The 25,577-nt window shown below is 58.4% G+C and carries 20 protein-coding genes; 5 read left to right on the forward strand and 15 right to left on the reverse strand.

The window, feature by feature from the left end; genetic code table 11:
• The first annotated feature begins 67 nt into the window (after positions 1 to 67).
• Positions 68 to 658 (forward strand): PadR family transcriptional regulator, encoded by a 591-nt coding sequence (locus UM93_RS15775; protein ID WP_045076447.1) that lies wholly within the window; start codon positions 68 to 70, stop codon positions 656 to 658.
• Between the two features lie 153 nt (positions 659 to 811).
• Here the strand turns inward: UM93_RS15775 and aceB are convergent, their stop codons facing one another.
• Positions 812 to 2,455, reverse strand: a complete 1,644-nt coding sequence (gene aceB / locus UM93_RS15780) for a malate synthase A (protein WP_045076448.1) — start codon at positions 2,453 to 2,455, stop codon at positions 812 to 814.
• A gap of 67 nt (positions 2,456 to 2,522) precedes the next feature.
• The gene (gene aceA, locus UM93_RS15785) at positions 2,523 to 3,833 is read right to left on the reverse strand and encodes an isocitrate lyase (protein ID WP_045076449.1); all 1,311 of its coding nucleotides are present in this window, start codon (positions 3,831 to 3,833) and stop codon (positions 2,523 to 2,525) included.
• Between the two features lie 131 nt (positions 3,834 to 3,964).
• Between aceA and UM93_RS15790 the strand changes: the two genes are divergently transcribed.
• The gene (locus tag UM93_RS15790) at positions 3,965 to 5,482 is read left to right on the forward strand and encodes a helix-turn-helix domain-containing protein (protein WP_045076450.1); all 1,518 of its coding nucleotides are present in this window, start codon (positions 3,965 to 3,967) and stop codon (positions 5,480 to 5,482) included.
• A 128-nt stretch (positions 5,483 to 5,610) separates the two neighbouring features.
• Here UM93_RS15790 and UM93_RS15795 read toward each other — a convergent pair whose 3' ends face one another.
• The 7 genes from UM93_RS15795 to UM93_RS15825 form a co-directional block, all read right to left on the reverse strand.
• A complete protein-coding gene (locus UM93_RS15795; protein WP_045076451.1) occupies positions 5,611 to 6,798 on the reverse strand; it encodes an acyl-CoA dehydrogenase family protein in 1,188 nt (395 codons plus the stop codon).
• A gap of 76 nt (positions 6,799 to 6,874) precedes the next feature.
• Positions 6,875 to 7,801: a 3-hydroxyacyl-CoA dehydrogenase NAD-binding domain-containing protein gene (locus UM93_RS15800; protein WP_199921775.1), complete on the reverse strand. Its 927-nt coding sequence runs from the start codon at positions 7,799 to 7,801 to the stop codon at positions 6,875 to 6,877.
• Complete coding sequence (locus UM93_RS15805; RefSeq protein ID WP_045076452.1) at positions 7,798 to 8,562, reverse strand: acetoacetate decarboxylase; 765 nt, start codon at positions 8,560 to 8,562, stop codon at positions 7,798 to 7,800. The genes UM93_RS15800 and UM93_RS15805 overlap by 4 nt, the downstream gene beginning before the upstream one ends.
• A 6-nt stretch (positions 8,563 to 8,568) precedes the next feature.
• Positions 8,569 to 9,354, reverse strand: coding sequence for a crotonase/enoyl-CoA hydratase family protein (locus tag UM93_RS15810; protein WP_045076453.1), 786 nt, complete (start codon positions 9,352 to 9,354; stop codon positions 8,569 to 8,571).
• Complete coding sequence (locus UM93_RS15815; RefSeq protein ID WP_045076454.1) at positions 9,351 to 10,583, reverse strand: CaiB/BaiF CoA transferase family protein; 1,233 nt, start codon at positions 10,581 to 10,583, stop codon at positions 9,351 to 9,353. The genes UM93_RS15810 and UM93_RS15815 overlap by 4 nt, the downstream gene beginning before the upstream one ends.
• A gap of 200 nt (positions 10,584 to 10,783) precedes the next feature.
• Positions 10,784 to 11,686 carry a LysR family transcriptional regulator gene (locus UM93_RS15820; protein WP_045076455.1) on the reverse strand — a complete coding sequence of 301 codons (903 nt, stop codon included), beginning with the start codon at positions 11,684 to 11,686 and terminating at the stop codon, positions 10,784 to 10,786.
• A 148-nt stretch (positions 11,687 to 11,834) separates the two neighbouring features.
• Positions 11,835 to 15,491, reverse strand: a complete 3,657-nt coding sequence (locus tag UM93_RS15825) for a S8 family peptidase (protein ID WP_052663855.1) — start codon at positions 15,489 to 15,491, stop codon at positions 11,835 to 11,837.
• A gap of 299 nt (positions 15,492 to 15,790) precedes the next feature.
• Here UM93_RS15825 and UM93_RS15830 point away from each other — a divergent pair, with 299 nt between their 5' ends.
• Positions 15,791 to 17,149: an MFS transporter gene (locus UM93_RS15830; RefSeq protein WP_045076456.1), complete on the forward strand. Its 1,359-nt coding sequence runs from the start codon at positions 15,791 to 15,793 to the stop codon at positions 17,147 to 17,149.
• An 87-nt stretch (positions 17,150 to 17,236) separates the two neighbouring features.
• On the opposite strand, the gene UM93_RS15835 is transcribed toward UM93_RS15830, so the two are convergent.
• From UM93_RS15835 to UM93_RS15850, 5 genes are all read right to left on the reverse strand, one after another.
• On the reverse strand, positions 17,237 to 19,957 hold the full coding sequence (locus UM93_RS15835) for an alpha/beta hydrolase (RefSeq protein ID WP_082057200.1): 2,721 nt from the start codon (positions 19,955 to 19,957) through the stop codon (positions 17,237 to 17,239).
• Positions 19,958 to 20,191: 234 nt separating this feature from the next.
• Positions 20,192 to 21,139, reverse strand: coding sequence for a TIGR01777 family oxidoreductase (locus UM93_RS15840; protein ID WP_045076458.1), 948 nt, complete (start codon positions 21,137 to 21,139; stop codon positions 20,192 to 20,194).
• Complete coding sequence (locus tag UM93_RS18080) at positions 21,136 to 21,510, reverse strand: hypothetical protein (protein ID WP_422784962.1); 375 nt, start codon at positions 21,508 to 21,510, stop codon at positions 21,136 to 21,138. Before UM93_RS18080 ends, UM93_RS15840 begins: the two co-directional genes overlap by 4 nt.
• Positions 21,511 to 21,555: 45 nt before the next feature.
• The gene (locus UM93_RS18085) at positions 21,556 to 21,792 is read right to left on the reverse strand and encodes a TetR/AcrR family transcriptional regulator (protein WP_324606735.1); all 237 of its coding nucleotides are present in this window, start codon (positions 21,790 to 21,792) and stop codon (positions 21,556 to 21,558) included.
• A 105-nt stretch (positions 21,793 to 21,897) separates the two neighbouring features.
• On the reverse strand, positions 21,898 to 22,269 hold the full coding sequence (locus UM93_RS15850) for a cupin domain-containing protein (RefSeq protein WP_045076459.1): 372 nt from the start codon (positions 22,267 to 22,269) through the stop codon (positions 21,898 to 21,900).
• Positions 22,270 to 22,326: 57 nt separating this feature from the next.
• Between UM93_RS15850 and UM93_RS15855 the strand changes: the two genes are divergently transcribed.
• Positions 22,327 to 24,585 carry a carbon starvation CstA family protein gene (locus UM93_RS15855; RefSeq protein WP_157874181.1) on the forward strand — a complete coding sequence of 753 codons (2,259 nt, stop codon included), beginning with the start codon at positions 22,327 to 22,329 and terminating at the stop codon, positions 24,583 to 24,585.
• Between the two features lie 15 nt (positions 24,586 to 24,600).
• A complete protein-coding gene (locus UM93_RS15860) occupies positions 24,601 to 24,783 on the forward strand; it encodes a YbdD/YjiX family protein (protein ID WP_045076461.1) in 183 nt (60 codons plus the stop codon).
• A gap of 17 nt (positions 24,784 to 24,800) precedes the next feature.
• On the opposite strand, the gene UM93_RS15865 is transcribed toward UM93_RS15860, so the two are convergent.
• Positions 24,801 to 25,550, reverse strand: a complete 750-nt coding sequence (locus UM93_RS15865) for an SDR family NAD(P)-dependent oxidoreductase (protein ID WP_045076462.1) — start codon at positions 25,548 to 25,550, stop codon at positions 24,801 to 24,803.
• Positions 25,551 to 25,577: the final 27 nt, after the last annotated feature.

Consider the following 25,577-nt stretch of genomic DNA (forward strand, 5'->3'; position numbering starts at 1 on the left):
CGAGGACGAGATGTATCTATAGTTGCACTGAAACTAGTATAAATGCAACTAGTGTAGAATTTTTGCTATGCCGGATCCTAAGAAAGTGCCGTTCAAGCCCTCCCCGCTAGCACTGGCGATCCTGGGGTTGCTTGAAATTGAGCCAATGCACCCCTATAAAATTCAGCAGCTGATTAAGAAGTGGGGTAAGGACGAGTTCGTCAACGTGGGGCAACGGGCAAGCCTCTATAAGATGATCGCCAGGCTGCTGGAGTCCGGTTTAATCGCTGAACAGGGCAGCAGCAAAGACTCTCCCTATCCGGAGAAGACCAGTTATGCGCTCACTAACTCGGGTCGGGAATCGTCCCGGGCCTGGTTGCTAAAGATGCTTTCGACGCCGCGCAACGAATACCCTGAGTTTCCTGCCGCCTTGTCTTTTATGATGGTGCTCCGGCCGCACCAGGTGGCGGAAGCGCTACGACTCAGATTGCAGGCCGTCCAAGCCAAGCTGGAGCAGTTGGCGGAGAATTTGGCCGCCGCCGATCAGATCCCAATCGCCCCGCGTGCTGCGTTGATTGAGAGCGAGTATGCACACATGCTGGCACTCGCCGAACGGGATTGGTTGGAGAAAGTAATAACGGATTTTGACGCCGGGGAAATCGCCTGGGAGCCCGCCTAATTTAACCCACTTCATCGTGAGGTCTCTGCAGCGGCGTTCAAATGCCAATGGAGCGCTCCCGCAAAGCGGAAGCGCTCCATTGAGTAACTGACCATCCCGTCACACCCGACTCTCGGGTCGTTTGAGGCAGTAACGACGACGGGCGGTCAAGCGTTAGGCAGCGGCCGTCGCCAACTCGGACTGCCGTGCTTCGTGTAGGAACCTGGCATAGGCCGGGACCGTCAGGAAGGTCGGGAAGGCTTCGCCGAGCGCCACCTCTTCGAAGATCTCCAGTGCGTCGTCAAATCTATCGCCTTGCTGACGCTCCAGTTTTTCGAACTCTTGGCCGGTCAACTCGCGAACCCACTCTTCGGTGATCACTTCACCTTGATCGGTGATCGCCTCAGCGTAGATCCATTGCCAGATCTGCGAACGAGAGATCTCGGCGGTTGCGGCGTCCTCCATCAGGTTGTGGATAGCGGCCGCTCCATTGCCGCGCAGCCACGATTCAATGTAGCGGATGCCAATCTCGATATTGGTGCGGATGCCGGGCTCGGTGATATTGCCTTCGGTTCCGGCGATATTCAACAACGCCTTGTCATCCGGAACGACGTCCTCACGCAACTTATCGATCTGATTCGGTTTGCCACCATTACTTGGATCGCCCAATACGCCGTCGAAAACTTCGAGGGCCACCGGAACCAGATCTGGATGGGCGACCCAGGAGCCGTCAAAACCATCGGTTGCTTCCCGGGTCTTATCAGCGCGTACCTTGCCGAGTGCGATTTCATTAGCCTCCGGGTCGCGTCGATTCGGAATAAACGCAGCCATCCCACCGATCGCCATCGCGCCACGGCGGTGACAGGCTCGGACCAATTGCTCGGTGTAGGCACGCATAAACGGTGCAGTCATGGTGATCTGGTTCCGATCAGGAAGCACGAAACGCGGGCCCCGGGTGCGGAAGTTCTTGATCACCGAGAACAAATAGTCCCAGCGCCCGGCATTCAAACCAGCGGCGTGATCCCGCAGCTCATAAAGGATCTCTTCCATTTCGAAAGCCGCAGTGATGGTCTCGATCAGCACGGTGGCTCGGATGGTGCCCTGCGGGATGCCGAGCAAGTCCTGGGCCAAGATGAACAGATCGTTCCAGAGCCGGGCTTCCAGATGGTTTTCGATCTTCGGCAGGTAGAAGTACGGGCCGCGACCCTGATCGATCAGGCGCTGGGCATTGTGGAAGAAGTACAGTCCGAAGTCGACCACGCCGCCAGCGATGGGCTGGTTGTCAATCAGCATGTGCTTTTCCGGCAGATGCCAACCGCGCGGGCGAACCACGATGGTCGGGGTGGTTTCGCCGAGCTTGTATTCTTTGGTCACGCCGTTGACGGTGGTGCTGAAGTCGATTCGACGTTCCAGCGCATCGCTCAGATTGAGTTGACCCTGGATCACGTTCTGCCAGCTGGGAGTGGAAGCATCCTCCATATCGGCCAGCCACACCTTGGCGCCCGAGTTCATCGCATTAATAGTCATTTTGCGATCAACCGGTCCGGTGATTTCCACTCGGCGATCCTCTAAACCAGGAGCTGGCGGAGCGACTCGCCAATTCGGATCCTCCCGGATTTCGGACGTCTCGCGCAAGAACCGCGGATCAACGCCGTTGCCGATCTGCTGCCGGCGATCTTGGCGTGCCTTGAGCAGTTCCTGACGACGGCCGTAGCTGGCGCGGTGCAGCGCCGCGATGAAGGCCAAGGCTTCCGGAGTCAGGACCTCGTCCTGACGTTCGATGGATGGAGCGGTAATGGTGATCTGCTGGGAAGTCATGATGTGTCCTTTGCGGGAAATGCTGGATGAAAGCGGGCGAGGCTGCCCCACCGGCTGGAATTATCGATTAGTGGAATTGCTGGGCTTCGGTGGAGCCAGCCAAGGCGAGTGTGCTACCGCTGGGGTTCAGCGCGGTGGCGACCAGGTCGAAGTAGCCGGTGCCCACTTCGCGCTGGTGTTTAGTTGCGGTGTAGCCGCGGTCTTCGGAGCCGAACTCCTTTTCCTGCAGTTCGACGTAGGCGCTCATGCCGTTGCGGGCGTAACCATGGGCAAGATCGAACATCGAGTAGTTCAGGGCGTGGAATCCCGCCAGCGTGATGAACTGGAACTTGAAGCCCATCGCGCCAAGTTCACGCTGGAACTTAGCGATGGTGGCATCGTCCAGGTGCTTCTTCCAGTTGAAGGACGGCGAGCAGTTGTAAGCCAGCATCTGATCTGGGAACTCGCTGCGCACCGCCTCGGAGAACTTCTTCGCCAATTCCAGATCCGGGGTGCCGGTCTCCATCCAGATCAGGTCCGCATAGGGAGCGTAGGCTTTGGCCCGGGCGATGCAGGGTTCAATGCCATTGCGGACCTTGTAGAAACCTTCAGCGGTGCGCTCGCCGGTGGTGAATTCCTGGTCGCGCTCGTCCACGTCGGAGGTGATCAGGGTGGCTGCCTCAGCGTCGGTGCGGGCAATGATGACCGACGGGACACCTGCGACGTCGGCCGCCAGACGCGCCGCGTTCAGGGTTCGAACGTGCTGCTGGGTGGGGATCAGCACCTTACCGCCGAGGTGGCCGCACTTCTTTTCCGAAGCGAGCTGGTCCTCCCAGTGCACGCCCGAAGCGCCGGCCTGGATCATCGACTTCATCAGTTCGTAGGCGTTGAGCGGGCCGCCGAAGCCGGCTTCGGCATCAGCAACGATCGGCACTAGCCAATCTTCAACGGATTGTTTGCCTTCGGAGAATTCAATCTGATCCGCCCGAAGCAACGCGTTATTGATCCGGCGAACCACGGTGGGTACCGAATTGACCGGGTAGAGGGACTGATCCGGGTAGGTGTTGCCCGAGGTGTTGGCATCAGCGGCGACCTGCCAACCGGAAAGATAGATAGCCTTCAGACCGGCTTTGACCTGCTGCACGGCTTGATTGCCGGTGAGCGCGCCCAGCGAGTTGGTGTAGCCCTCGGGGCCGGCGTTGCGCAATTGATCCCAGAGTTTCTCGGAACCGCGGCGGGCCAGCGTGGCCTCTTCTTGTACGCGCCCGGCGAGCTTGACGACGTCGGCTGCCGAGTAATCGCGGCGTAAGCCTTCCCAACGGGGATTAGCTGCCCACTCCAATTCCAGTTGGTTGGCCAGCTCCAGCGTCTCTGCTGAGTTTTGCTGATTCTCCGACATGATGCCTCATTCCATAACTTCTCTGGTTGTGCGCCTCGAACTGAGTTCGGGCTAAACTTCTGCTGGGTTTCTTCCCACTTCCTACTTTTCCGGCTTTTCAACAGCCTTTCTAGAAATTTTTCTGGAAAGATTTGCATTTCTTCACGTATTATCAAGAAATGACCAGTCCAACGTGGCAACGGCCGGATCCGGGTGCACAGCAAGATTCCGGCAATGATGAAATCGACGTGATTAGCCTTGGCCGACGAGTGCGGCACTTGCGCAAGAGCGCCAATATGACACTCGATGATCTGGGGCTAAAAGTCGGCGCGGCACCCTCTTCAGTGAGCCTGATCGAGAACGGCAAGCGCGAGCCGAAACTGAGTCTGCTGCACTCGCTTGCCAAGGCGCTAGGGGTGAGTATGGAGCAGCTACTGGGCTCCGAACCGCCAAACCGTCGGGCCGCACTTGAAATTGAGTTGGAGCGTGCCCAGCGCGGGGCACTTTACGAGTCACTGGGATTGCCAAAAGTCCGCGTCTCTTCGCGGCTTTCAATGGAGGCGCTGGAAGCTCTGGTCGGCTTGCAAGCGGAGCTGGAAAGGCGGCTTAATGAACAGATCGCTACCCCCGAGGAAGCACGCCGCGCCAACACCGCCTTACGGCTGCAAATGCGCGAGCGGAATAACTACTTCGGTGAATACGAGGCGGAGGCGGCCAAGGTGCTCAGCGGCGTCGGGTACTCCGGTGGGCCACTTTCACAGCACGTTATCGCGGACATCGCGAATCACTTGGGTTTCACTCTGCATCATGTCTCGGATTTGCCGCATTCCACCCGCAGTGTGACCGATTTGAAGAATCGCCGAATTTACCTCACCCAATCGGCTCGCAGCGAGCATGACCCCCGTTCGGTACTCCTCCAAGCCCTTGGCCACTATGTATTGGGCCACCAGACGCCAACCAGCTACGGCGAATTCCTCGCCCAACGGGTGGCTACCAATTATTTCGCGGCCGCGCTGTTGTTGCCCGAGAAACAAACCGTTGATTTTTTGCAGCGAGCTAAAGCGGCCAAGAGTATCGCGGTTGAGGATATCCGAGATGCTTTCGCGGTGTCGTATGAGACGGCGGCGCACCGCTTCACCAACCTCGCCACCGAGCATCTGGGCATCCTGACCCATTTTCAGAAGGTTCACGAGAGCGGCATTGTCTATAAGGCCTACGAGAACGACGGCGTCACCTTCCCGACCGACCACACCGGCGCCATAGAAGGCCAACCGATTTGTAAGTACTGGACCTCACGCGAGGTTTTCGATGTCAGCGATAAGTTCAGCGCTTACAACCAGTACACTGACACACCTGCCGGAACGTACTGGTGTACCGCTCGCACCGAGCGTTCCACCGGCGGTGAGTTCTCCCTGAGCATTGGGGTGCCCTATGCGCACGTGAAATGGTTCCGTGGCCGGGACACCCAAGAGAGATCAAAATCGCGGTGTCCAGACGAATCATGTTGTAAAAGGCCACCCGCGGCGCTCGCCGGGGAGTGGAGCGGCAATGCTTGGCCGAGCGCTCGCGCCCATTCACATTTATTAGCGGCGATGCCGCCCGGAGTGTTTCCCGGCGTTGATGAGACCGAGGTTTATAACTTCTTGGCGGCGCACGCTCCCGAGAATTAGCCCCAAGGGTTCTCCGACTCGCAATTTTGGCACCGTTTTCGGACGTCAAAAGAGAGCATGCGCACTTGAGCACCACTTTCCAGGGTGAAAGTGGTGCTCAAGTAATAGCTATTGGAGGGGGCTTCGGTTTAGATGAAAGCGCTGATCCCGGTCACGTTCTTGCCCACGATCAGGGTGTTCATTTCACGGGAGCCTTCGAAGGAGTAGATCGCCTCGGCGTCCGAAAACAGTTTGGCGATTTCGTAGTCAAGGACGATGCCGTTGCCACCAAAGAGCTCGCGGCCAAAGGCTACGGTTTCGCGCATCTTCGAGGTGCAGTACGCCTTAGCCAGGGCGGCCTGCTCGGGGGTGTCGCGTAATTCCTCGCTCAGTTGAGCGAGCCGGGTGACAATGCCGAACATCGCTGAGATATTGCCGAGCATTTTGACCAGCAGGTCCTGGATCATCTGGAAGGAAGCGATAGGCTTTCCAAACTGTACCCGAGTGGTGGCGTAGTCGCGGGCCAGTTCATAGGCGCGGATAGAGACTCCGAGTGCTTGCCAGGCAACGCCGCCACGGGTCGCCCGCAGTACCTCGGCGGTATCTCGGAAGCTATTGATATTTTGCAAGCGGTTGGCTTCCGGCACTCGGACGTTATCAAAACTGAGATCCGCGTTCTGCACCGTGCGAAGCGCGATCTTGCCTTCGATCTTGGCCGAACTGAAGCCCGGCATGCCCTTCTCCACCACGAAGCCCTTGACCTGGTTATCGGCCTCATCGCGTGCCCAAACCACTACTAGATCGGCGAAGGTGCCATTGCCGATCCAGCGCTTCGCGCCGTTGAGAATCCACTCATCGCCCTCGCGGCGAGCCGTGGTGCGCATACCACCGGAGACGTCGGAGCCGCCCTCCGGCTCGGTCAACGCGAACGCGCCGATCTTCTTCCAGGCGATCATGTCTGGCAGCCAGCGCTGCCGCTGCTCTTCATCGCCACCGCCGTAGATCGAACCCATTGCTAGGCCGGTGTGCACACCGGAGAAGACCGCGAGTGAGGGATCCATCCGATTTAGTTCAATGCTCAGAAAACCGGTCATCAGGGCACGGCGTTGCTTACCGGAGGAGGCGAAGCCCGGGAACTGTCCGTCCGCCAGGTTCAGTTCCGCGAATTTCTCGATCACTTCGAAGGGGAATTCGGTCTTATCCCAAGCGTCTTTGGCGAGCGGCTTGATCTCGCTGTCTAAGAACTCGCGGATTCGGGCGAGTTCGCCGCGTTCTTCGTCGGTAAGCAGTTCCTCGAAGCCGAAGTAGTCGGGGTTGGTGTTTGCTGGCCTTGCCATGGATATCACGTGCTTTCTGGAGAGAATTTTTTAGTTCTTGATTGCCAAGGTATGCGAACCGTCTTACTTGGCAGTGTTATTCGACAGCGCTTTTCAAGGCGTTATTGACGGCGATTTGTTTTCGGTCGCGTGCCGCCGCCAGCTTGGCGTAAGCGGCCGCGCCGCTACCGTAGCTGCGTTCAACCTCGTTGATGAGTTTTTCGACGTCGGCTTCGGTAACGCCGGAGTCATCTCCGGTGAGATTCGCTCCGAGGTGGGCGAACATGTGCCGGATGCCGCCTGGGCCGCCGCCCAGATGGTAGCTCTCGAACGGCCCGATAGTGGCCCAGCGAGCACCCAGTGAAGCTTTCATCGCGATGTCGAGTTCTTCGACCGTGACCACGCCCTGCAACACCAGGCTGAAGGCTTCTTTGAGCACCACGGCTTGTAGCCGGTTGGCGACGAAGCCTTGAACCTCTTTGTGCTCGCGGACCGGCACTTTGCCTAGCGCGCGATAAAAGTCGATGGCAGCCAGGGTCGCGGATTCGCTGGTGCGTTCGCCCGGTACGATTTCCACCAGCGGCATGAGTTGCGGCGGGTTGAAGGGGTGCGCGATAAGCATCCGGGCAGCTGCCTCCTCGTCGAGCTGTGCGGCGATCAGGGTAGCGACAATGCCGGAACTCGAGGAGGTGAGTAGGGCATGCTTTGGCGCCGCGGCAGCGATCTCGGCAAAGAGCTGTTGTTTGAACTCGAGCCGTTCCGGACCGTTCTCCTGGACCAGATCGGCTTCGGCAACAGCCTCGGCGAGCGAGGCAGAGATGCTGATTTTTGCCAGCAAGGCTTCAGCTGAAGTGCCCAGTGAAGCCGCCAGCTCTGGCATTGAATCGCGGACGACGTCGGCTAGGTCCGGCCGCGGATCACTCACCGTGACGTTCAGCCCAGCATTGGCGAAAAGCGCGGTCCAGGACAATCCGATGGTGCCTGCACCAACCACGGCGACACTCTTAATCTCTTGAGTACTCATTTCACAGTTCCTCCCGTATTTTTGGCTTCGGCCAGATAGTCGTACACCGGCACTGCGGGGGCCAAACTGAGGTCGGTATTGATATGGCTGGCTGAAATGACCTCCAGTACCGGCAGATCGGCCAATGGCGCGAGAACATGTTCGAAGAACTGCAGCCGGGCCGGGCCGGTATAGGCCTCCTTGACGGTAATGTCGGTGATTTCGGTGCGGACCAGCTTCGTTGAGAGCGGCCTACCGTCGAGATCCGGAATGATTTTGAGCATAAAAGTGGGGACGGTGATCTGGGCCTTAGCCTGTTCGAAATCCAGCGGATAGAACTTGTAGCCCATTGTGGCGGTCGCCACCCGGACTGAGCCGTAGTCGAGAGTTCCCAGTAGCGCCCCGGAGTCCACGGTCAGCCCCGGTTTGCCCATCACTTTCGGGTAGGCGCTGAGCTCGCGTCCGGCTGCAGTGGCCGCGAAATTATCCAAGTACATGGCGTGCAGGTACTCGCCCTTCTCGCCTTGGTAGGAAACCTGGATGGCCTGCCCAGCCTCAACGTAGGGGCCGTAGGCGGTGGAATCACCCATCTTCATAATTTCGAAACGGACCAGTGGTTCCGCGATCTCTAGCGGCTCTGGGACGATTGAGCGGAGCACCTCGGCGTCAGTGCGATAGACGATGTTGAGATATTCGCGATTGGTGAACCGGGAGCTGACCGGGGGATAGGCTGGGCTGCTCAAGGGGGTGGTGATTTGTGCGCGTACTTCGTCGATGTTCATGATTGCCTACTTCCCAGTCCATTGAGGCGCCCGGCGCTCGGTGAAGGCTTTGATGCCTTCCGCGACGTCGGCGGACTTCATGAGCTTTTGAATTTCTGTTGCCTGGGCGGTGAAAGCCTCAGATTCAGGGACCGAAGCCGCGATTCTGCTAACTTTCTTCACGGCGGCCAAGGCTAGCGGCGCATTCTGACTGATCACGGTGGCAAGTTCGAGCGCGGCGGCCAAGGCATGGCCCGTTTCGGTGACCCGATTCGCTAGGCCGAGTTCTTGGGCGCGACTCGCATCAATACTGGAACCGGTGAGCAACAACTCCATCGCCAGCTGGTGCGGGATGCGCTGTGGCAGCCGAATCACCCCGCCGCCGCCAGCAATGAGTCCACGGGTGACTTCGGGCAAGCCGAGAGTAGCGCCCTCGGCTACCACGATCAGATCGCAATTGAGAGCTATTTCCAGACCGCCGCCCAGCGCGTAGCCCTCGATGGCAGCGATCAATGGTTTGCTGGTGGTAGCCTCGACAAACCCTGCGAAGCCCTTGCCCGGCACATTGACCCTTTCGCCGCTGGCGGCCGCTTTCAGGTCCATCCCGGCGCAGAAGGTGCCGTCTGCGCCGGTTACTACGCCAACCCGAAGCTCGTCGTCATGCTCAAGCCGATCGAGTGCAGCTGCTAGGCCGAGAGCAACCTCGCCGTTCACCGCGTTGCGCGCCTTTGGTCGGTTGATGGTGATGACCAAGGTGCTACCGATGACCTCGGTCAGTACTGACTCGGGCTCTGTTTCAGTTGGTGTGCTCATGCTGAGACTCCTGCTAGTTCTTCGTTCTTGCCCAGGTTTTTAGTTGCCGCTAGCTCCGCAAGCACCTCTTCGGTGTCCGCGCCGGGCAGCGGCGCATGCCGTCGAATCGAAGCTGGTGTAGCGGAGAACTGCATCGGTACCCCGATCATCCGAATCGATCCTTCGCTGGGGTGCTCCGCTACATCGAGCAGGTGACCGTCCTGGACATATTCGTCGTCCATTGCATCGTCGAGACGCAACACCGGCCCGAAGGGGATGCTCTTACTAAGGCAAATCTCGGCCCACTGTTCAGTAGTCAAAAGGGGAACCACCTGATCCAGGAGCGCTGAAAGGTCGTTGCCGTCTTTGCGGACATCAATGAATTCGTTGTTGACGCGGGGATCTTCGGCAAGTTCGGCTCGGCCCGCTGCGATGAACAAGTCGCGGAAATTCTGTGGGCCGTAAGGGATCACCATGACTAGACCGCCGTCCTTGGTGGGGCGAGCATAGTGCCCTTTCATCAGAGAGTTCGGGAAACCGGTTTGACTCAGCGAGGGCACGAAGGCCTGACCCTGTAGATGCTCGACCAGATTGAACGCGAGCATAGTGTCGGTCATCGGTACCTCGACCTTTTGGCCTTGTCCGGTCCGTTGTTGATGGACTAATGCTGCCATTGCGCTGTAAGCCATCGTCAAAGCTGAGACCTTATCAGCCAAAATAGTGGGCAACACGGCTGGCTTTTCGATATCGGCAGCACGCTGCGCGACGTCTAGCAAGCCGGAAGCGGCTTGGACTGTTTCGTCGTAGGCGGCGAGCCCGGCGCGATCCGAATCGGGACGAAAGCCTTGCGCGTGGACGTAAATCAGCTTCGGGAATTTAGCACTCAGGCTCTCATAATCCATGCCAAGTCGGCGGAGCGCATCGATGCGCATATTGGAGATCAGAATGTCGGCTGATCCGATCAGCTCCATCGCTGCCGCGTGACCTTCGTCAGACTTCAAATTCAAAGCAACGCTCCGCTTATTGCGGTTCACGTTCAAATGCAGGGAGGTCATCCCCGGGGTTTTGGCGTAAAGGCCCGAGCGAATGGTGTCATTTGGTGACTCAATTTTGATCACATCGGCACCGAGATCGCCCAATACTTGGGCGGCATAGGGGCCCATTACAACGGTTGCCATATCGATCACTCGAATTCCGGCGAGCGGTCCAGCGTTGGTAACGGAAAGGCTGGTGACAGCTTGTTTTGTCATTACTGCGTTCCTCACAATTAGCTTCATCGAATCTCTGATTCGAAGGTGTTGAGTCGCTATTTCTGGGCTCAGTTTTAACACTAGTTCGCTTAGGCAATCAATCTCTAGCTAGTTTCGACACCGTTGCGAGGACGTTGGCGTGACCGGAATGGTCATCACGATTCTTGTCCAGATTCTCGGGATTTTTCGAGCGCGGACGCTCAGTTTGGCGTGAAAGCCGTGCGCACCGCGGCGACTAATTCAGCAAGATCAGCACCCGCCTCAGCGCGATCAGTTCGCCAGATCAGGCCGGTCGATAGCTCGGGGTTGAAATCGCTAAACGGCAGCGCGATAACTTCGTCCCTATTCACCGAATGAACCGAGATGTTCTGGCTCAGAATGGTCAGTGAAAAGGCGTCTCCGTTGGAGACCACTTCGGCTGGGCTAGTGAATTCACCCGTGCTCAGCACTGCACGCTTGTGCACGCCCGCAGCGGACATCCTGATCTCGAGTTGGTCGTAGTAGGTGGGTTGAGTACCTTTAGCCGTCTTAATGTAGGTGAAATCGACTAGGTCGGTGAGCGCTACCGACTCACGGCCAGCAAATTGTTTCGCCGGTAGCACGGCGCCGATCTCCTCGCGGTAGATCTCCTGGCTGGATACGCCGGGCAGCTGCGCGGGCAGGTGCACTAAGGCGAAGGCTAGACGTCCTTGATGAACTGCGGTGAGCAGCTCGCGGCTTCCCGCGGGCCAGCGATTGAGCTGATAGCGGTCCGAATATTCTTCGCTGAAGTTGAGTAGTTTTTGACGTAACGAGGGCGGCAACCACGGTGCGATTCCGACAAAATACGCGAGCGGTTCGTGCGCTGAGGGTTTGTTCATCCTGATCGGGATGTCATCGAATTTTCTCAGTATTTCTTGAGCCAGCGGGAGCAGCACGGCGCCGCTTGAGGTCAGATTGACGCTACGTGAGTCGCGTTCAAAAAGCACTGTGCCAAGCTCGCGCTCCAGGTCGCGCACGCGCTGGCTGAGCGGTGAAGTGGCCATCTGTAAGCTCTTGGCAGCTTTGGAGAAACTCAAGTGCTCCGCAACCGCCACGAAATAACGTAGGTGAAAGATTTCCATCAACGCTCAGCGTACCTTTGCTGGCTGCGAAGTGGCTGGATGTACCTAGGTTCGCGCCGATCCTCGACGGGCTGTATCGAGGGGCTCGCGATTAACTGGAAGAGGGGCGCAGACCGTCTGGTCCGCACCCCTCTCTCAGGCTAGTGATTTAGCGCTTGGGCCAGCTCGGCCAGGCCTTGACCGTCAACTTAGCCGAGGCAGTTTTGCCGGTGGCGTCGGTGAGCGTCAGGGTGTGGCTGCCGGCGCCGAGTGACTTAGGTAATTTGACCAGAATGATCACATTGCCTCGTGAATCGGACTTGCCAGTTGCCAGCGTGGCGCCGTTCTCCGCGGTTACCTTAATCGCGGAGTTGGCAGCAAATTTCTGCCCAATCGCAACGGTAAGGGTGCTTTGGAAAACGGTTGACGGTGCTAGGTAAACACTTGCCGCCGCCGGATTGCTGGCCTTGATCGGCACGATCTCGGCCTTCTTGCCGCCGTTGCCAGTGGCGCTCAGGTCACCGGTGGCGTTGTGGAAGTGCAAGAACAGCGCCTTAGCGGTGGTGTTACCCGGTGCCCGGTAGGCATTGATGCCAGCGTTCGTCCGGTCGAAGAAGAGGGTGCTCGCCGAGCCATCTTCGAACCACAGCGCCGGGTTGACCGGATCGTACTTCACCGGCGCGGTCTGATCGACCGGCACCAGGTTGCCGTCCTTCTCCTTGTAGATGGAGTAGGTGGTGACCGTGTAGGTGAACGGCGCTGGCTTGGAACCGTCAATGCCCAGGATGGAAGCGGGTACCGATAGCTTCATCACATTGCTATCCATGGTGTTGGAATCAAGTGATCCATCCACGCCGTTGAGCGGCAGGTTGCCAATCACCTTGGCCGAACCATCCGCCTGGTACTGCGAGATGATCACCAAGGGTAAATCAAGACCGCTAGCGGTGCCGGTCCGCAACTGGAAGTCATCAACGCCGTCATTATTGGTGTCAATATCGACATAGACCGGCATGAACTTCGTCAGTGCCGCCCAATTGCCCCAGGTAGAGATGCCGAAGGCGATTTCGCCGTCTTTAACATCTCCGCCGAGTTCTTTCAGCGCCGGGATGGTCGAGGAAACGCCGACGTTCTGCAGATCCATCGCCCGCATCGCCAGGTTTTCCTTGGCGTCGGGGGCTGCCGTCTCATCGAGCTTGTCGATTCGCGGGCTTTGGGTCTGCAGCTCGAAGGGAGCTACCAGGCCGTTGTAACCATTGGCATCCACATTGCCCTGCTCCAGGACTCGTCCGGTAAGGGAGACCGGAGTCTTGGTGCCGGTGCCGAAGTTCAGCGCGCTGCCAGCCGTCATTGCTGAGGTTGGCTTAGGAGCGGCATAAACCGGAACTCGCAAGCTCGGAGCGCCGACGCTAGAGAGCTCGACCCGGCCGGAAGCTTCGGCAATGAACTGCCGAGCTGTATCCAACTGAGTGGCGTCCATTGTCGGATCCAAAGTCTTACGCAGTGCCTTAGGATCTGCGATCTTGAGGGTCACCGTGAAGGTTGCGCTACGGCCGCTGGGCACGTTGACGCTTGGGCTAACCACGTACTCAACGCCCGGGATGGTGGTAGCCGGCAGGTACTTGATCGCATAGTTGCGAGCAGCTCCGCCGAAGCTCTTCACGGTTACCGACTTGGTGATGCTGAGCGGCTTATCAGCCAATTCGAGCACCCCAAAGTTCACGCTGGTCAACTCGGGGTCATCGGTGGCATAAGCCAGCGCATTTGTGGTGGTCGCGTTGAGCGCATCTACCCGGCCCGAGCCGACCCGGTTGGGGCCGAAAGCGAACTGACCTTTGAATAGGTCGTGGGTGGCGGTGTTCATCACGATCGACTTCACCTGCAGGGCAGACAGCTTGGTCTGTGCCATCACCAAAGCGGCGATGCCTGCGACATGCGGAGTCGACATCGAGGTGCCACTCTTGACGTTTGCGCCGTTGCCGGTGCCAACGCCCGCCGAACCAATCGAGGTACCGGGCGCGGCCACATCGGGCTTCACCACGCCGTTCGACCCGTGTACGCCACGTGAGGAGCCTGGGTTCAAAGTATCTAGCGCATTGGTGTCACCACCAGCGGTGCCCCGGTAAGCGGATTTGAGCTGCAACTGCAAAGTGCCGGCGGCAGCGGCTGCGCGGTACTTATCGGAGTAAGTCTTGGTGAACTGCACGCCGGGAATGCCTGCGTTACCGGCAATGCCGGCTGCGAAGACGTCACGGGTGGAGTCGAAAACCACACCGGTGGCTCCTGCTGCTTGAGCGTTGTTGTAGCGTACCGCTGAACCACACTTACGAGTGGCATCGTTATCGTCCCAGCTCAGCCAAACCCACTTGCCCTTGACCTTCGCGGCGTCCTCCGCGGAGAACGCGGCGCAGCCATCAGCGTTAGCGCCACTCGGGCCCATCACCACGGTACCGGTGAGTTGTGCCGGAGTAACTGAAGGGGCTGAGTAGTCGAAGTTCGAGGAATACTGACCGGCAGCCTTATCGACGGCTGGCGCAAGTACATCAATTCGATCCAAAGCGGCTTGTGAGCCAATCGAGTTCGCCACCGTGAGGGAGGTCTTAGCGTTGCCCGGCGAACCGCCGATATCGTAGAAATCGCCAGCGTTGCCGGAAGCCACCACCGAGAGCACGCCGGTCTTGGTGAGTTCGTTGATGACGTCGTTTTCGGGATCATCAGTCGGGGTGTAGTCGGAGCCCAGGGACATATTCACGATGTCCGCCCGGTCGCTGAAGTTGCCATCACCGTTCGGATCAAGCACCTTGTCCAGGGCGTCGATCACCAGATTGGTGCTGCCTACACAGCCAAAGACACGGAAGGAGTACAGCCCGGCTTCGGGAGCTGAGCCGGGGCCGATGCGTAGGCCATTGACCTGCGCCGCGGTGAGGTCCGAGTACTTCGGGCTACCATTTTGGCCCGCGGTGAAAGTAGAACCATCTTCGTTCACACCGTAACCGGCCGCGGTGCCAGCGACGTGAGTGCCGTGACCACCGGTGACGCAGTCCAGCGGGTTGGCGTCCGGGTGCGGGATGGGTTGGTACGTCGGGTTGTCCGGGTTTGCATCGTAGTCATCGCCGGCCAGATCGTAGCCCCCGAGGAACTTGTTCGGGTCGTAAGTGCCCGGAACCAGGGTAGCTGAGGCGCCAGCAGTCTTGTAGGCCTCAGCAGTGCCGGGGCCACCGAAATCGGTGTGGGTGTAGTCAAGGCCGCTATCCACTACGGCAATCTTGATACCCTTACCGGTCTGTCCGGTCTGGGCCCAAGTATTCAGGGCGCGAGTGTCGATATCGGTTGATTTATTATCCGGAATGCTTTTCGGCACGATCGGAGTAATTTTCACCACGTCGGTGCGCTTGGCCAGATCCCGGATAGCCGCCGCATCGCCATTGATCGCGACACCGGGAAGGGTGTTAGTGGTGGTGTAAAGCTTCTTCGCTGAAGCCTGGCTGGTCACCGACTGCGCTGTCTGTTCAATGCCGGTGCGGATCTTTTTCACCGTGGGCGCGGCATTGACCGGAGCACTGCTCTTTTCTTTGACCGTTTGCGGCTGGGTGGCCGCGAAAGCGCCCTGGCCGGAAAATTGCACAAAGACCGAGACAGGTCCCTTGGCCGTGGCCAGGTTTCCGCTGATCTTATCTGCTGGGACGGTCACCGAGTTGTTTGACTCCGGAACCGAGTTTTTTGGTGCTTCTGTTGCCTGGGCTTGCAGCCCGGTGCCACACAGAAGCGCGATGCCGGTGAGGCCAGCCAGGGTGACTGTCCGCACGTGCCTTTTTGAGGCTTGGGTCATCTTCTTCCTTCACAACGGAGCCCGTTGCGGTAGACGCAGCGGACGCATTCCTGCTCTCAGCTGCCAGTTGAACTGGCAGACCCCAAAGAGAACGGCCCTGCTGGGTCGTTGTGAAAAACCTTACGTGACTAAGCTCATACTGTGAATGGGCTGTTCGCTATTCATAGGAAGCGGAGCCGCGATCAAGCGTCCGGCCCCGGCTGTTGTCAGCAATATTTGTGTCGATATGACATTTTGTGGCGGTGAACCCCGCGCAATAGTCTGAGACGGCGAAGCTAACGATGAAGTGGAGATTGCCAATGACGATAACTCATGATCCAGAGCGCGAGGCGCTGAAAGCTCGTTCGGTGGTCGGAAATATTCTCAGGGGTTCGGCCGGAAACATGGTGGAGTGGTACGACTTCTACTCCTTCACGGTGTTCGCCTCATACTTCGGACACGTTTTCTTTGCGAGCGGTTCGGAGGATAAGGACACCCTTGGCGTTTTGGGGGTGTTTGCGGCCAGTTTCATCATGCGACCGGTGGGTAGCTGGTTCTTCGGCCGGTATGCGGATCGAAATGGCCGTCGTGCCGCGCTCACTTTGAGCGTGATCCTGATGGCGGGCGGTTCGCTGCTGATAGCGGTCTCGCCCGGAGTGGCGCAGATCGGCGTCGGAGCTACTGTCGTGCTGTTCTTGGCCCGGCTACTGCAGGGTTTCTCGGTCGGCGGTGAATACGGCACAAGTGCTACCTACATGTCCGAGATGGCCACCCGAAACAAACGGGGCTTTTTCTCTAGCTTCCAGTACGTCACGCTAGTAAGCGGTCAGGTCTTAGCGCTCGTGGTGCAGATCATTCTGCAGGCTGTGATGAGCCAGGAAGCATTGCGCGAATGGGGTTGGCGAATTCCCTTCGTGATCGGTGCGCTCGCCGCGGTCACGGTGATGTGGATCCGGCGTGGCATGGTCGAATCAGTACCCCAAGCGCAGCTCGATGCGGCGCGGAACGCCAAAGCAGGCGAGGCCGCGCCGGGCACCTTCCGACTGTTGTCGAAGCACTGGAAGCCGTTCCTAGTGGTGATCGGCCTGACCATGGGCGGCACCGTGGCCTTCTACACTTTCACCTCGTATATGCAGATTTTGATGAACGGCACCATTAAAGATAAACCGACGGTGACCTGGGTGAACTTCGCCGCTCTGTTCATCTTTATGCTGCTGCAGCCGGTGGCCGGCGCGCTTTCGGACCGGATCGGTCGGAAGCCGTTATTGCTGTGGTTCGGTATTGGCGGAGTTTTGCTCACTTGGCCGATTATGAGTGCCTTGAGCGGTACAAATAATCCGTGGCTGTCGTTCCTGCTGATGATGTCGGCGCTGCTGATCGTGCTCGGTTATACCTCGATTAACGCTCTAGTGAAGTCAGAGATCTTCCCGCGTGAAATCAGGGCACTTGGCGTGGGCCTTGGCTACGGCATTGCGAACGCTCTTTTCGGCGGCACCGCCCCGTATATCGGCAAGGCGCTACATGAGGCGAAGGCCGATGGCGTGTTCTTCAGCTATGTCACTGTCTGTATAGCGATTTCGCTGGCGGTCTACATTTGGGCGTTCCGTAATAAGGGGCCGACCCAGTTGGACCAGGAAGAGGGACATGCCTTTGAGAGTAAAGCGGCTCTGAAAGATTAGCCCACACTGGGAAATTGCGGGCAGGGCCCGGGCAGTTTGCCCGGGCCCTGCCCGCATTAAGGGGCTTTTAGCCCCATTCAATAGTTGTTAGTGCTTAGCGCGGCGTCGTTGTAGTGAGCCGAGGTAAAGCGCCAGCCCGGCGATCAGCAATCCACCGGCCCCCAACACTGGCCACCGCACATCGGCACCCGTGTTGGGCAATTCACCTCCGGCGTTCTGCCCAGGATCGGTGATATTACCGGCAGGCTTCACCACGGGGGTGCTGCCAGGGCTAGTGGCCGGTGTCGTAGGCGGAGTGGTAGTCGGGGTACTGGGGACCGTGGCCTTCACCAAGGTCAAGGTGCCAATCGCCGGTGCGAGTACCTGGTTGATGTCCTCAATCCCGGTGACGGTAATCGAGTAATCACCCACCGCAGCGTCAGCAGGAACTGTCACCGGCAACGAGATGGTGCCGTCGGCAGAGGCGGTTACCGACTTGACGCTAATGATCGGGGCGGGCGCCGCCAGCAGGGCCGCGCGCTGCTTACTCTGCGCCGACTTCTGCTGCACAGTGACCGAATAGTTGCTGCCTCGAGCGAGGCCACTTGCGCTCAGCGTTACTTGCTTACCTGGCGAGCTGGCGGCGTCGGCGGCCTTGGGCACCGCCCGCCACTGGGTGTCCACCTGACATTCGTTACCGGTGATCACCTTGGAGTAGATGTCCTTGGTGGAAACCCCCGTAGCTCCGGTGATATCGGTTGGAATGGTCAGCGTCTTCAAATAGGTATCAGCAATTTGATTGGCACAATCGTGGCTGCCTAAATAAGAAGTGTGATCATTGCCGGCAACGGTCAGCAGCGTGCTACCGGTGAGCTTGGCTAGGACCACGCCGTTGGGGTAAGGAGTTGCCGGATCGTAGGTGGTCGAAATAACCAGCACATTTGACAGCGCCTTGATCTCAACACCCTTCGCTAAGGTGCCCTTCACTTTGTAATAGGTGCACCAGTCGACCTGCGGCTCCAGACCGCGTTGGCTGCCATCTGCGTTCTTACCCGGGTCAGTGAATGGGGCAACTCGATAAGTCTCCAAAATGTTCTTCTTCGCCGTCGCATCATCCACCGGGGGTGTTGAACCGTTATCCACACAGCTAATGGTGGGGAAAGCGGCACTCGTAGTGGACTGATAGCGTCCCTCCGGGCTGCGCTGCCAGTACTGATCGGAAAGGCTCAGCAGATCGGCGACGTCCTCGTTGTTCTTCGCCGCCGTCAGACCGGCGTTGAGTTGAGGCCAGAGGCTTTCGGAGTACATCGCCTCAATAGTGGCGTTAGTGAAATCCTGAAAGCTCACAGGGCGATTGAGGCTATTGCTGCCGTAGGTCTGGGCTCCCCAAGCCTGCTGCGAAATTGCTTGATAGTTGGCCTGCAAGGTCGCTTTATCGGTGCTGGTACCGAGTGCACAGGGCACCTTCGTGCCGTTGTAGTCGAAGCCATCATTGCTCGCGCAGGAGGCCGCGAATTGTTCGAAAGTAGCCTGGAACCCCTTGATCTGATCATTGGGGTCCACCTCGGAATTGCCGGTGATGTCCTTGAACTTCGCTGCTTCGGCCGGGTTGTTCTCTAAGGGGTTTACCACGCCGTCAATGATCATGGCCCGAATATTCGCCGGGAACTGCAATTCATAATGGTAGGCAATCGAGGTGCCATAGGAGAACCCCAGATAGTTGATCCGGCTATCGCCGACCACGCTGCGCAGCACATCGAGGTCCTTCACCACATTATTGGTGCCTACATTGGCGATGAAATCCTCACCGTTAATGCCAAAGCCCTTGCCGGTGTTGTTATAGCAGGCCTGGGTATTGCGTTCTAAGGTCTTGTTGAGATCTGCTGAAGTGAGTAAATCGCTACCCTGGTGTTGAGCATCGATGAAGGTATCCGATGCGCATTGAATCGATGGTGCCGAAGAGCCGACGCCGCGCGGGTCGAAACCGATCAGATCATAGTCATCGAGCAGCTTGGCCTGGCTGAAGTAGCCACCCACATTATTGGCCAAGCTCATCCCGGGGAATCCTGGGCCGCCCGGGTCCATGAAGAGATTCTGTCGCTTAGCATTGCCACCGCTCTTGTGAATTTTCAGCATCGCTACCGCGATGGTCGGACCGTTCGGCTGAGCATAGTCCAATGGCACAATTGCGTAACCGCAGGTATAGGCAGACCCGGTGTAGTAGTCGCCGTTGCCATAATCGGCACAGGATTCCCAGCTGATCGATTGGCTGTAGTAGCTCTCCAGGCCAGCAGGTACTACGCCGGTGCTCTTGCCACCTGGCTTAGGGCTGCCGATCTGATAGCTGCCCGGAGTGCTCGCCGAACCGAAATTATTGGCTACGCTCTTGGGGATGCCGGTGCCAGCCGGATTGCTGGAATTGTAGATTTTAGGATCGGTCGGGTCGAGTGGGTCTGGGACGCCGGGCGGAAGTGCGGCAGGTTTAGTTGCTTGAGGACTTTTACCTACAGGCTTGCTGCTGCTCGGCTTAGCGGTGTTGCTGGGCGGCGCTGAACTAGGCGTGCTGTTACCGCTCGGCGGGGCTGTACTGGACGGAGTCGACGGTGTTGCGCTGGCCGTGGTTGACGGCGCGGGGCTGTTTGACGCGGCAGGCTCGCTAGCGGCTGGGTTGGTTGACGGCTTGGTATCGGAGCCGGTCGGGGGAGCGGTTTGCTCGCTGGGGATCGTCGGGGCATGGATCGGTGTTGCGTTAGCCGTGCCGGAGAAGCCGACGACCGCAACGCTGAGGGCCACAGCAGTGGCTAGCCCCATTCGTGCTGATTTTCGCATGGGTGTCCAGTCTGAAGGTGCGATACCCCGCAGGGCGGGTGAAATGATCGCGTACTAATGGATTGGCGCATCCATCCGGAAGCCATCACGGTTCGGCCACTTCATTGGGACGAGGTTATAGCTGATCCTGGAGCGGATGCTTCGATCAAGAATAATCAGTTCTGCTGGAAATGAAACAAGATGTCAGCAATTTATTACGGATGTAACAAATATTTAACGCTCGGTCGCTCTGGCTCAGTCCAGCTCCCTGGCCGTCTTCCCATAGTCAGCAATGGCTTCCAGGGCTCTTGGCAACTGCGGATATTGCCATTTGAAACCGGCGGCTCGTAGTTTGGCTGGGTCAACCCACCTGCTTTTGAGCACCAATTCGGTCTCAGTCCTGATAAGTATCGCGCCCAATTCGAGCAGCCACGCGGGAGTGGGGATGCCAAAGGGAATTTTCAGTGAGATGCGCAACTGGCGCATCAACTCGGCATTACTCACTACCTCCGGGCTGGCGATATTAATCGGGCCCTGCAGCTGCGGATGCTGGTGAATGAAGATGATCGCCCGATAGAGGTCCTCGATGTGAACCCAGCTGTATTTTTGCGTGCCCTTCCCCATCCGGCCGCCCAGGCCGAAGCGGCTGAGGATCTGGAAGGGTCGCATTACGCCCGCGCCGCCGGGTCCTCTCCGACCCAGGTCACGGGCATTCGGCCCCATCACGATCGACATTCGCAGCGGGATCTTGCGTGTTGCCGGTGTGTCCGACTGATCCAGCGCGGCTTCCCAGGCTTTGGCAACCTCTACCGAGAAGCCGCTGCCAAGTTCACCGTTAGCTTCGTCTTGCGGGCAGTCCTCAGCATGACGGTAGATGGTCCCGGTGCTGGCGTTGAACCAATCGCGGGGCGGATTTTGGCACGCTTCTAGCGCCCGGCCAAGCTCCTCGGTGGTTTCGGTTCTCGAGGCAAATATCTCGGCCTTATTGGCCTCGTTGTACCGGCAGCTGACGCTTCGCCCGGCCAGATTGATGAGCAACTCAGCGCCTTCGAGAGCTTGGCGTATTGCCTCGGTATCGCCCCATTGAATCTCTGAGTTGCGACCAATCATTTTCAACTGCCAACCATCCTGGCTGAACCGACGGGCTAAATAGTGTCCAATGAAGCCGCTGGCTCCGGCGATTACTACCGGGGGTTTGTTCATTGACTTACCTTTCTCATCAGCGAAAGCGCGTCTTCGACGATCTTTCGAGCGATTGGCAGCTTGGCCAGGGTAACTAGCTTGGCGATCAGCGGGGCTGCTCCATGCGCCAAAACGCGGCTACGTCGTTGCTCCGCCGAGTCATCGTGCACCCAGAAGAAGACCAGCGCCAGATAGCCCAACCAGAGCAGCTCCGGTAGCTCGTTCCGCAAACTGTTGGGAGTGCTCGGATTTGCGTCGGTCAGGGCTTGCCTGAACAGCTCGATCGCATCGTCGCGGGAGCCAGCGGATGCAGGGTGAAAGGGGCTTGCGCTGCTACCCGGGGAGATCGCGGTTTGCAGGAAGGCCGAGCCGAAATCGTGGTATGGCGCCATCACGGTCAAGCCGGTATCGAGGACAAGTTGTAGGCGCCGGCTGAGCTACTTTTCTCCAGCGATTGCCCGCAATGCGGCGGTGCGATGATCAAGCTGGATTCTCGCATAGAGCTCCTGCACCAAATCGTCTTTGGATTCGAAATAATAATAGGCGCTACCGAGTGAGATTTCGGCGCGCTGAGCGATGGCGCGCATTGTGGTCTTTTCATATCCGCGTTCCTGGAACATCGCCAAGGCAGTGTCAATGACAAGTTGTTTTGTCTGCTCGCTTTTGGCTGTCATTGGCTCTCCCAATTTTTTGAACGTGTTCAAAACTTATTCAAGCAGATTATTTGAACACGTTCAAATAGAAAGGTTCTGTGACTAGCCCTACCAGGCCGAGCAGGCCTAGCTGAGCGAGTCGTCGTAACTCGCGGTCAGCTCGCCGCCAGCATCGCCGGTATTGATCACGCCCGCGGGTTCGATCAGCATGGCCCGAACTTCTCCGCCCTCGGTGATCGGACAGTGTTCCACTCCACGAGGCACTACGAAGAGCTGCCCGGCAGATAGCCGCACCTCACCCTCGCGTAATTGGATGGTGAGCTTGCCGCTCAGCACCAGGAAGAGCTCGTCGGTGTCCTGGTGGGCATGCCAGACGAATTCGCCGTCGAGCCGGACCAGCTTGATCTCGTAGTCGTTCAGTGTGGTGATTACCTTGGGGGACCAAGTCTCGCTAAATTGGTCAAACCGTTCATTGAGGTCTATCGCGCGGTGAGTCATTAACCCAGTATGCCCCGCGGGGTAATCTGGGACACAGCAGATTCTCAAGGAGGAGACATGTCCAAGAAGACATCCGCGGCAGAGCCAGAAAGGCCGCAATCGCCACCGGTAGCGGTAGCGCCGGAACAGCTTCAGGCCGAGGATCGGAAATGGACGCCGTTCAAAATAACGCTCTGGGCATTGATAGCTCTCCTAGGCGGTGTGGCCTGGGTGATGATCGCTGTGGTGCGCGGTGAGACGGTGAATGCAATTTGGTTTGTCTTCGCCGCAGTGTGTACCTACTTCATCGCCTATCGGTTCTACTCCAAATACATCGAAAAGTACTTGCTCAAGCCAAATGACCGCAGGGCAACTCCGGCCGAATACAAGGCTGACGGTAAAGACTTTGCGGCCACTGATCGTCGTATTTTGTTCGGCCATCACTTTGCCGCAATTGCCGGAGCTGGGCCTTTGGTCGGACCGGTGCTGGCCGCGCAAATGGGGTATCTGCCTGGCACGTTGTGGATCATCGTCGGTGTGGTGCTAGCCGGTGCGGTACAGGACTACCTGGTGATGTTCTTTTCGATGCGTCGAGGTGGCCGGTCGCTTGGCCAGATGGCTCGGGATGAACTCGGTGTAATCGGCGGCACCGCGGCCTTGATCGCCACCTTGGTGATTATGGTGATCATCGTTGCCATCTTGGCGTTGGTGGTGGTCAATGCTTTGGCGGAGAGCCCCTGGGGTGTTTTCTCGGTATCAATGACCATTCCTATTGCGCTCTTCATGGGCTGTTACCTGCGGTTCTTCCGTCCGGGCAAGGTGACAGAGGTGTCGATTATCGGCTTCATCTTGCTGATGCTCGCGATTGTCGGCGGCGGCTGGGTGAGCCACACCGAGTGGGGTGAGGCTTTCTTCCATTTGGATAAGGTGACAATTGCCTGGGGCATCATCATCTACGGTTTCATCGCTGCGATTCTGCCAGTCTGGCTATTGCTCGCCCCACGCGACTACCTCTCCACCTTTATGAAGGTCGGGGTGATTGTGATGCTCGCGGTCGCCATCGTGATCGTCCGGCCCGAGATCAACGTGCCCGCCTTCAGCGAGTTCGCAGGCAGGGACAACGGCCCGGTCTTTTCAGGTTCAATCTTCCCCTTCTTGTTCGTCACCATAGCCTGCGGCGCACTCTCCGGATTCCATGCCTTGATCTCCTCCGGCACGACGCCGAAACTGATTGAAAAAGAACGGCAAACCAGGTTCATTGGCTATGGCGGCATGTTGATGGAATCGTTCGTGGCAATTATGGCTTTGGTCGCTGCCCTTTCGATTGACCGAGGCATTTACTTCGCGATGAACTCCTCCGCAGCAGCAACGGGCGGCACCGTCGAAGGTGCGGTGGCTTTCGTGAATTCGCTCGGCCTCTCGGGGGTCAACCTCGATCCGCAAATGCTCACCGAAACCGCCCAGAATGTGGGGGAACAAACGGTCATTTCACGTACCGGTGGCGCACCTACTCTCGCGGTAGGGCTGGCTCAGATTATGCACCAGTTCGTTGGCGGGCAGGCATTTATGAGCTTTTGGTATCACTTCGCCATTATGTTTGAGGCGCTTTTCATCCTCACCGCGGTCGATGCCGGCACTCGGGTTTCGCGCTTCATGCTGCAAGACGCCCTTGGTAACTTTGTGCCGAAGCTCAAAGACACTTCATGGCGACCCGGGGCATGGCTCACCACCGCGATTATGGTGGCGGCTTGGGGAGCGGTGTTGCTGATGGGCGTGACCGATCCGCTTGGCGGCATCAACACCTTGTTCCCACTATTCGGCATCGCTAATCAATTACTCGCAGCGATAGCATTAGCAATTTGCCTGGTTATTGTGGCTCGGAACGGAAATTGGAAGTACCTCTGGATCGTCGGCCTACCGCTCGCCTTCGCCGCTGTGGTGACCATTACCGCCTCGTTCCAGAAGATCTTCTCCCCGGTGCCGGCGGTCGGGTACTTCGCGCAGAATGCCGCTTTCAGCCAGGCGCTCGCCGATGGCAAGACCTCCTTCGGTACCGCTAAAACGGTGGCGGCGATGGAGGCGGTGGTGCGCAACACCATGATCCAGGGCGTGCTTTCGGTGATCTTTGTGGTGCTGTCTATCGTGGTGATTCTGGTTGCGTTGCTGATGACGTTCAGGGCGTTCCGATCGCGAGCCGTCTCCAGTAACGAGGATCCCGAGGTGGCCTCGAAAATCTTCGCTCCGGCCGGTCTGCTGGCGACGCCGGCCGAAAAGGAGATCCAAGCGGCCTGGGACGCGTTGCCGAAGGATCAGCAGCCAGTCCGGTCTGGTCACTGAGCTAGGGAAGCGACGATGAAGGAGATTTTCCGGGCGATTGCTTGGTACGTGAAAGGGCTGATGGGGGAGGACGCCTATCAGAAGTACCGAGCGCATCAGCTAGCGGCCCACCCAGGCCAGCCGATAATGACGGAGCGGCAGTTTTGGCGGGATCACGCGGATCGTCAGGATGCCAACCCGCAGGGTAGGTGTTGCTGAGTTAGCGGTGTAGCCACTTAGCGCAATAACTTCATCGCGGTCAGCGGCCCGGCGGTCTGGCCGCCATCGACCGGCAAGGTCACTCCGGTAATCCAAGAGGCTTCTGCTGAGGTCAGGAAAGCAATGGCGGCGGCAATATCCTCGGGCTCGCCCACTCTGCCCAGCGGACTGAGCGGAGCCATTCGATCCGCACCCCCTTGCTGGTTCTCCCACACCCTGGTTCGCACCGTCCCGGGCGCCACTACATTGACTCGTATGCCGCTCTCGCCGAGCTCTACGGCAAGGTTCTTAGCCAGGATGCCCAGCCCGGCCTTGGCGCTGGAATAGGCCAGGCTGCTGAAGGCCTGTAACGCGTTGACCGAGCTGACCAACACAATGTTGCCGCGGGTGGCTTTGAGATGAGGGATGCATGTCCGGATGATCCTCGCTGGACCGCGCAGGTTGAGCGCCACAATGCTGTCCCAGTAATGCTCATCGAAAGGATCGTCGCTCGGAAGTTCTCCGCCCGCTACCGAGGCCAGGACATTCAGTGCGCCGAACTTTTCAATCACCTTTGCCACTGCCTGATCGACCGAGTCAGGGTCAGTGACGTCGCAGTATAGCAGAGCGAGTTGCTCGCCGAACCTCTCAGCTAAGTCGCGAGCCTGCTGCGGGGCAAAGTCGAGAATGGCCACTTGCGCACCTTCGGAGAGGAAACGCACAGCAGTGGCCCTTCCGATCCCTTGCGCGCCGCCGGTGACCGCGACCACCTGATCTGAGAACCTCATGCTCCGAATCTACCGTCGGAAGCCTTT

The organism is Psychromicrobium lacuslunae, from assembly GCF_000950575.1.
GTDB classification, from domain to species: domain Bacteria; phylum Actinomycetota; class Actinomycetes; order Actinomycetales; family Micrococcaceae; genus Renibacterium; species Renibacterium lacuslunae.

Bases quoted from the DNA above. Each gene is read 5' to 3' on its own strand.
- UM93_RS15775 (WP_045076447.1), top strand. From the start codon at position 68: ATGCCGGATCCTAAGAAAGTGCCGTTCAAGCCCTCCCCGCTAGCACTG.
- aceB (WP_045076448.1), bottom strand. From the start codon at position 2,455: ATGACTTCCCAGCAGATCACCATTACCGCTCCATCCATCGAACGTCAG.
- aceA (WP_045076449.1), bottom strand. From the start codon at position 3,833: ATGTCGGAGAATCAGCAAAACTCAGCAGAGACGCTGGAGCTGGCCAAC.
- UM93_RS15795 (WP_045076451.1), bottom strand. From the start codon at position 6,798: ATGGCAAGGCCAGCAAACACCAACCCCGACTACTTCGGCTTCGAGGAA.
- UM93_RS15800 (WP_199921775.1), bottom strand. From the start codon at position 7,801: ATGAGTACTCAAGAGATTAAGAGTGTCGCCGTGGTTGGTGCAGGCACC.
- UM93_RS15805 (WP_045076452.1), bottom strand. From the start codon at position 8,562: ATGAACATCGACGAAGTACGCGCACAAATCACCACCCCCTTGAGCAGC.
- UM93_RS15810 (WP_045076453.1), bottom strand. From the start codon at position 9,354: ATGAGCACACCAACTGAAACAGAGCCCGAGTCAGTACTGACCGAGGTC.
- UM93_RS15815 (WP_045076454.1), bottom strand. From the start codon at position 10,583: ATGACAAAACAAGCTGTCACCAGCCTTTCCGTTACCAACGCTGGACCG.
- UM93_RS15820 (WP_045076455.1), bottom strand. From the start codon at position 11,686: ATGGAAATCTTTCACCTACGTTATTTCGTGGCGGTTGCGGAGCACTTG.
- UM93_RS15825 (WP_052663855.1), bottom strand. From the start codon at position 15,491: ATGACCCAAGCCTCAAAAAGGCACGTGCGGACAGTCACCCTGGCTGGC.
- UM93_RS15830 (WP_045076456.1), top strand. From the start codon at position 15,791: ATGACGATAACTCATGATCCAGAGCGCGAGGCGCTGAAAGCTCGTTCG.
- UM93_RS15835 (WP_082057200.1), bottom strand. From the start codon at position 19,957: ATGCGAAAATCAGCACGAATGGGGCTAGCCACTGCTGTGGCCCTCAGC.
- UM93_RS15840 (WP_045076458.1), bottom strand. From the start codon at position 21,139: ATGAACAAACCCCCGGTAGTAATCGCCGGAGCCAGCGGCTTCATTGGA.
- UM93_RS18080 (WP_422784962.1), bottom strand. From the start codon at position 21,510: ATGGCGCCATACCACGATTTCGGCTCGGCCTTCCTGCAAACCGCGATC.
- UM93_RS18085 (WP_324606735.1), bottom strand. From the start codon at position 21,792: ATGACAGCCAAAAGCGAGCAGACAAAACAACTTGTCATTGACACTGCC.
- UM93_RS15850 (WP_045076459.1), bottom strand. From the start codon at position 22,269: ATGACTCACCGCGCGATAGACCTCAATGAACGGTTTGACCAATTTAGC.
- UM93_RS15855 (WP_157874181.1), top strand. From the start codon at position 22,327: ATGTCCAAGAAGACATCCGCGGCAGAGCCAGAAAGGCCGCAATCGCCA.
- UM93_RS15860 (WP_045076461.1), top strand. From the start codon at position 24,601: ATGAAGGAGATTTTCCGGGCGATTGCTTGGTACGTGAAAGGGCTGATG.
- UM93_RS15865 (WP_045076462.1), bottom strand. From the start codon at position 25,550: ATGAGGTTCTCAGATCAGGTGGTCGCGGTCACCGGCGGCGCGCAAGGG.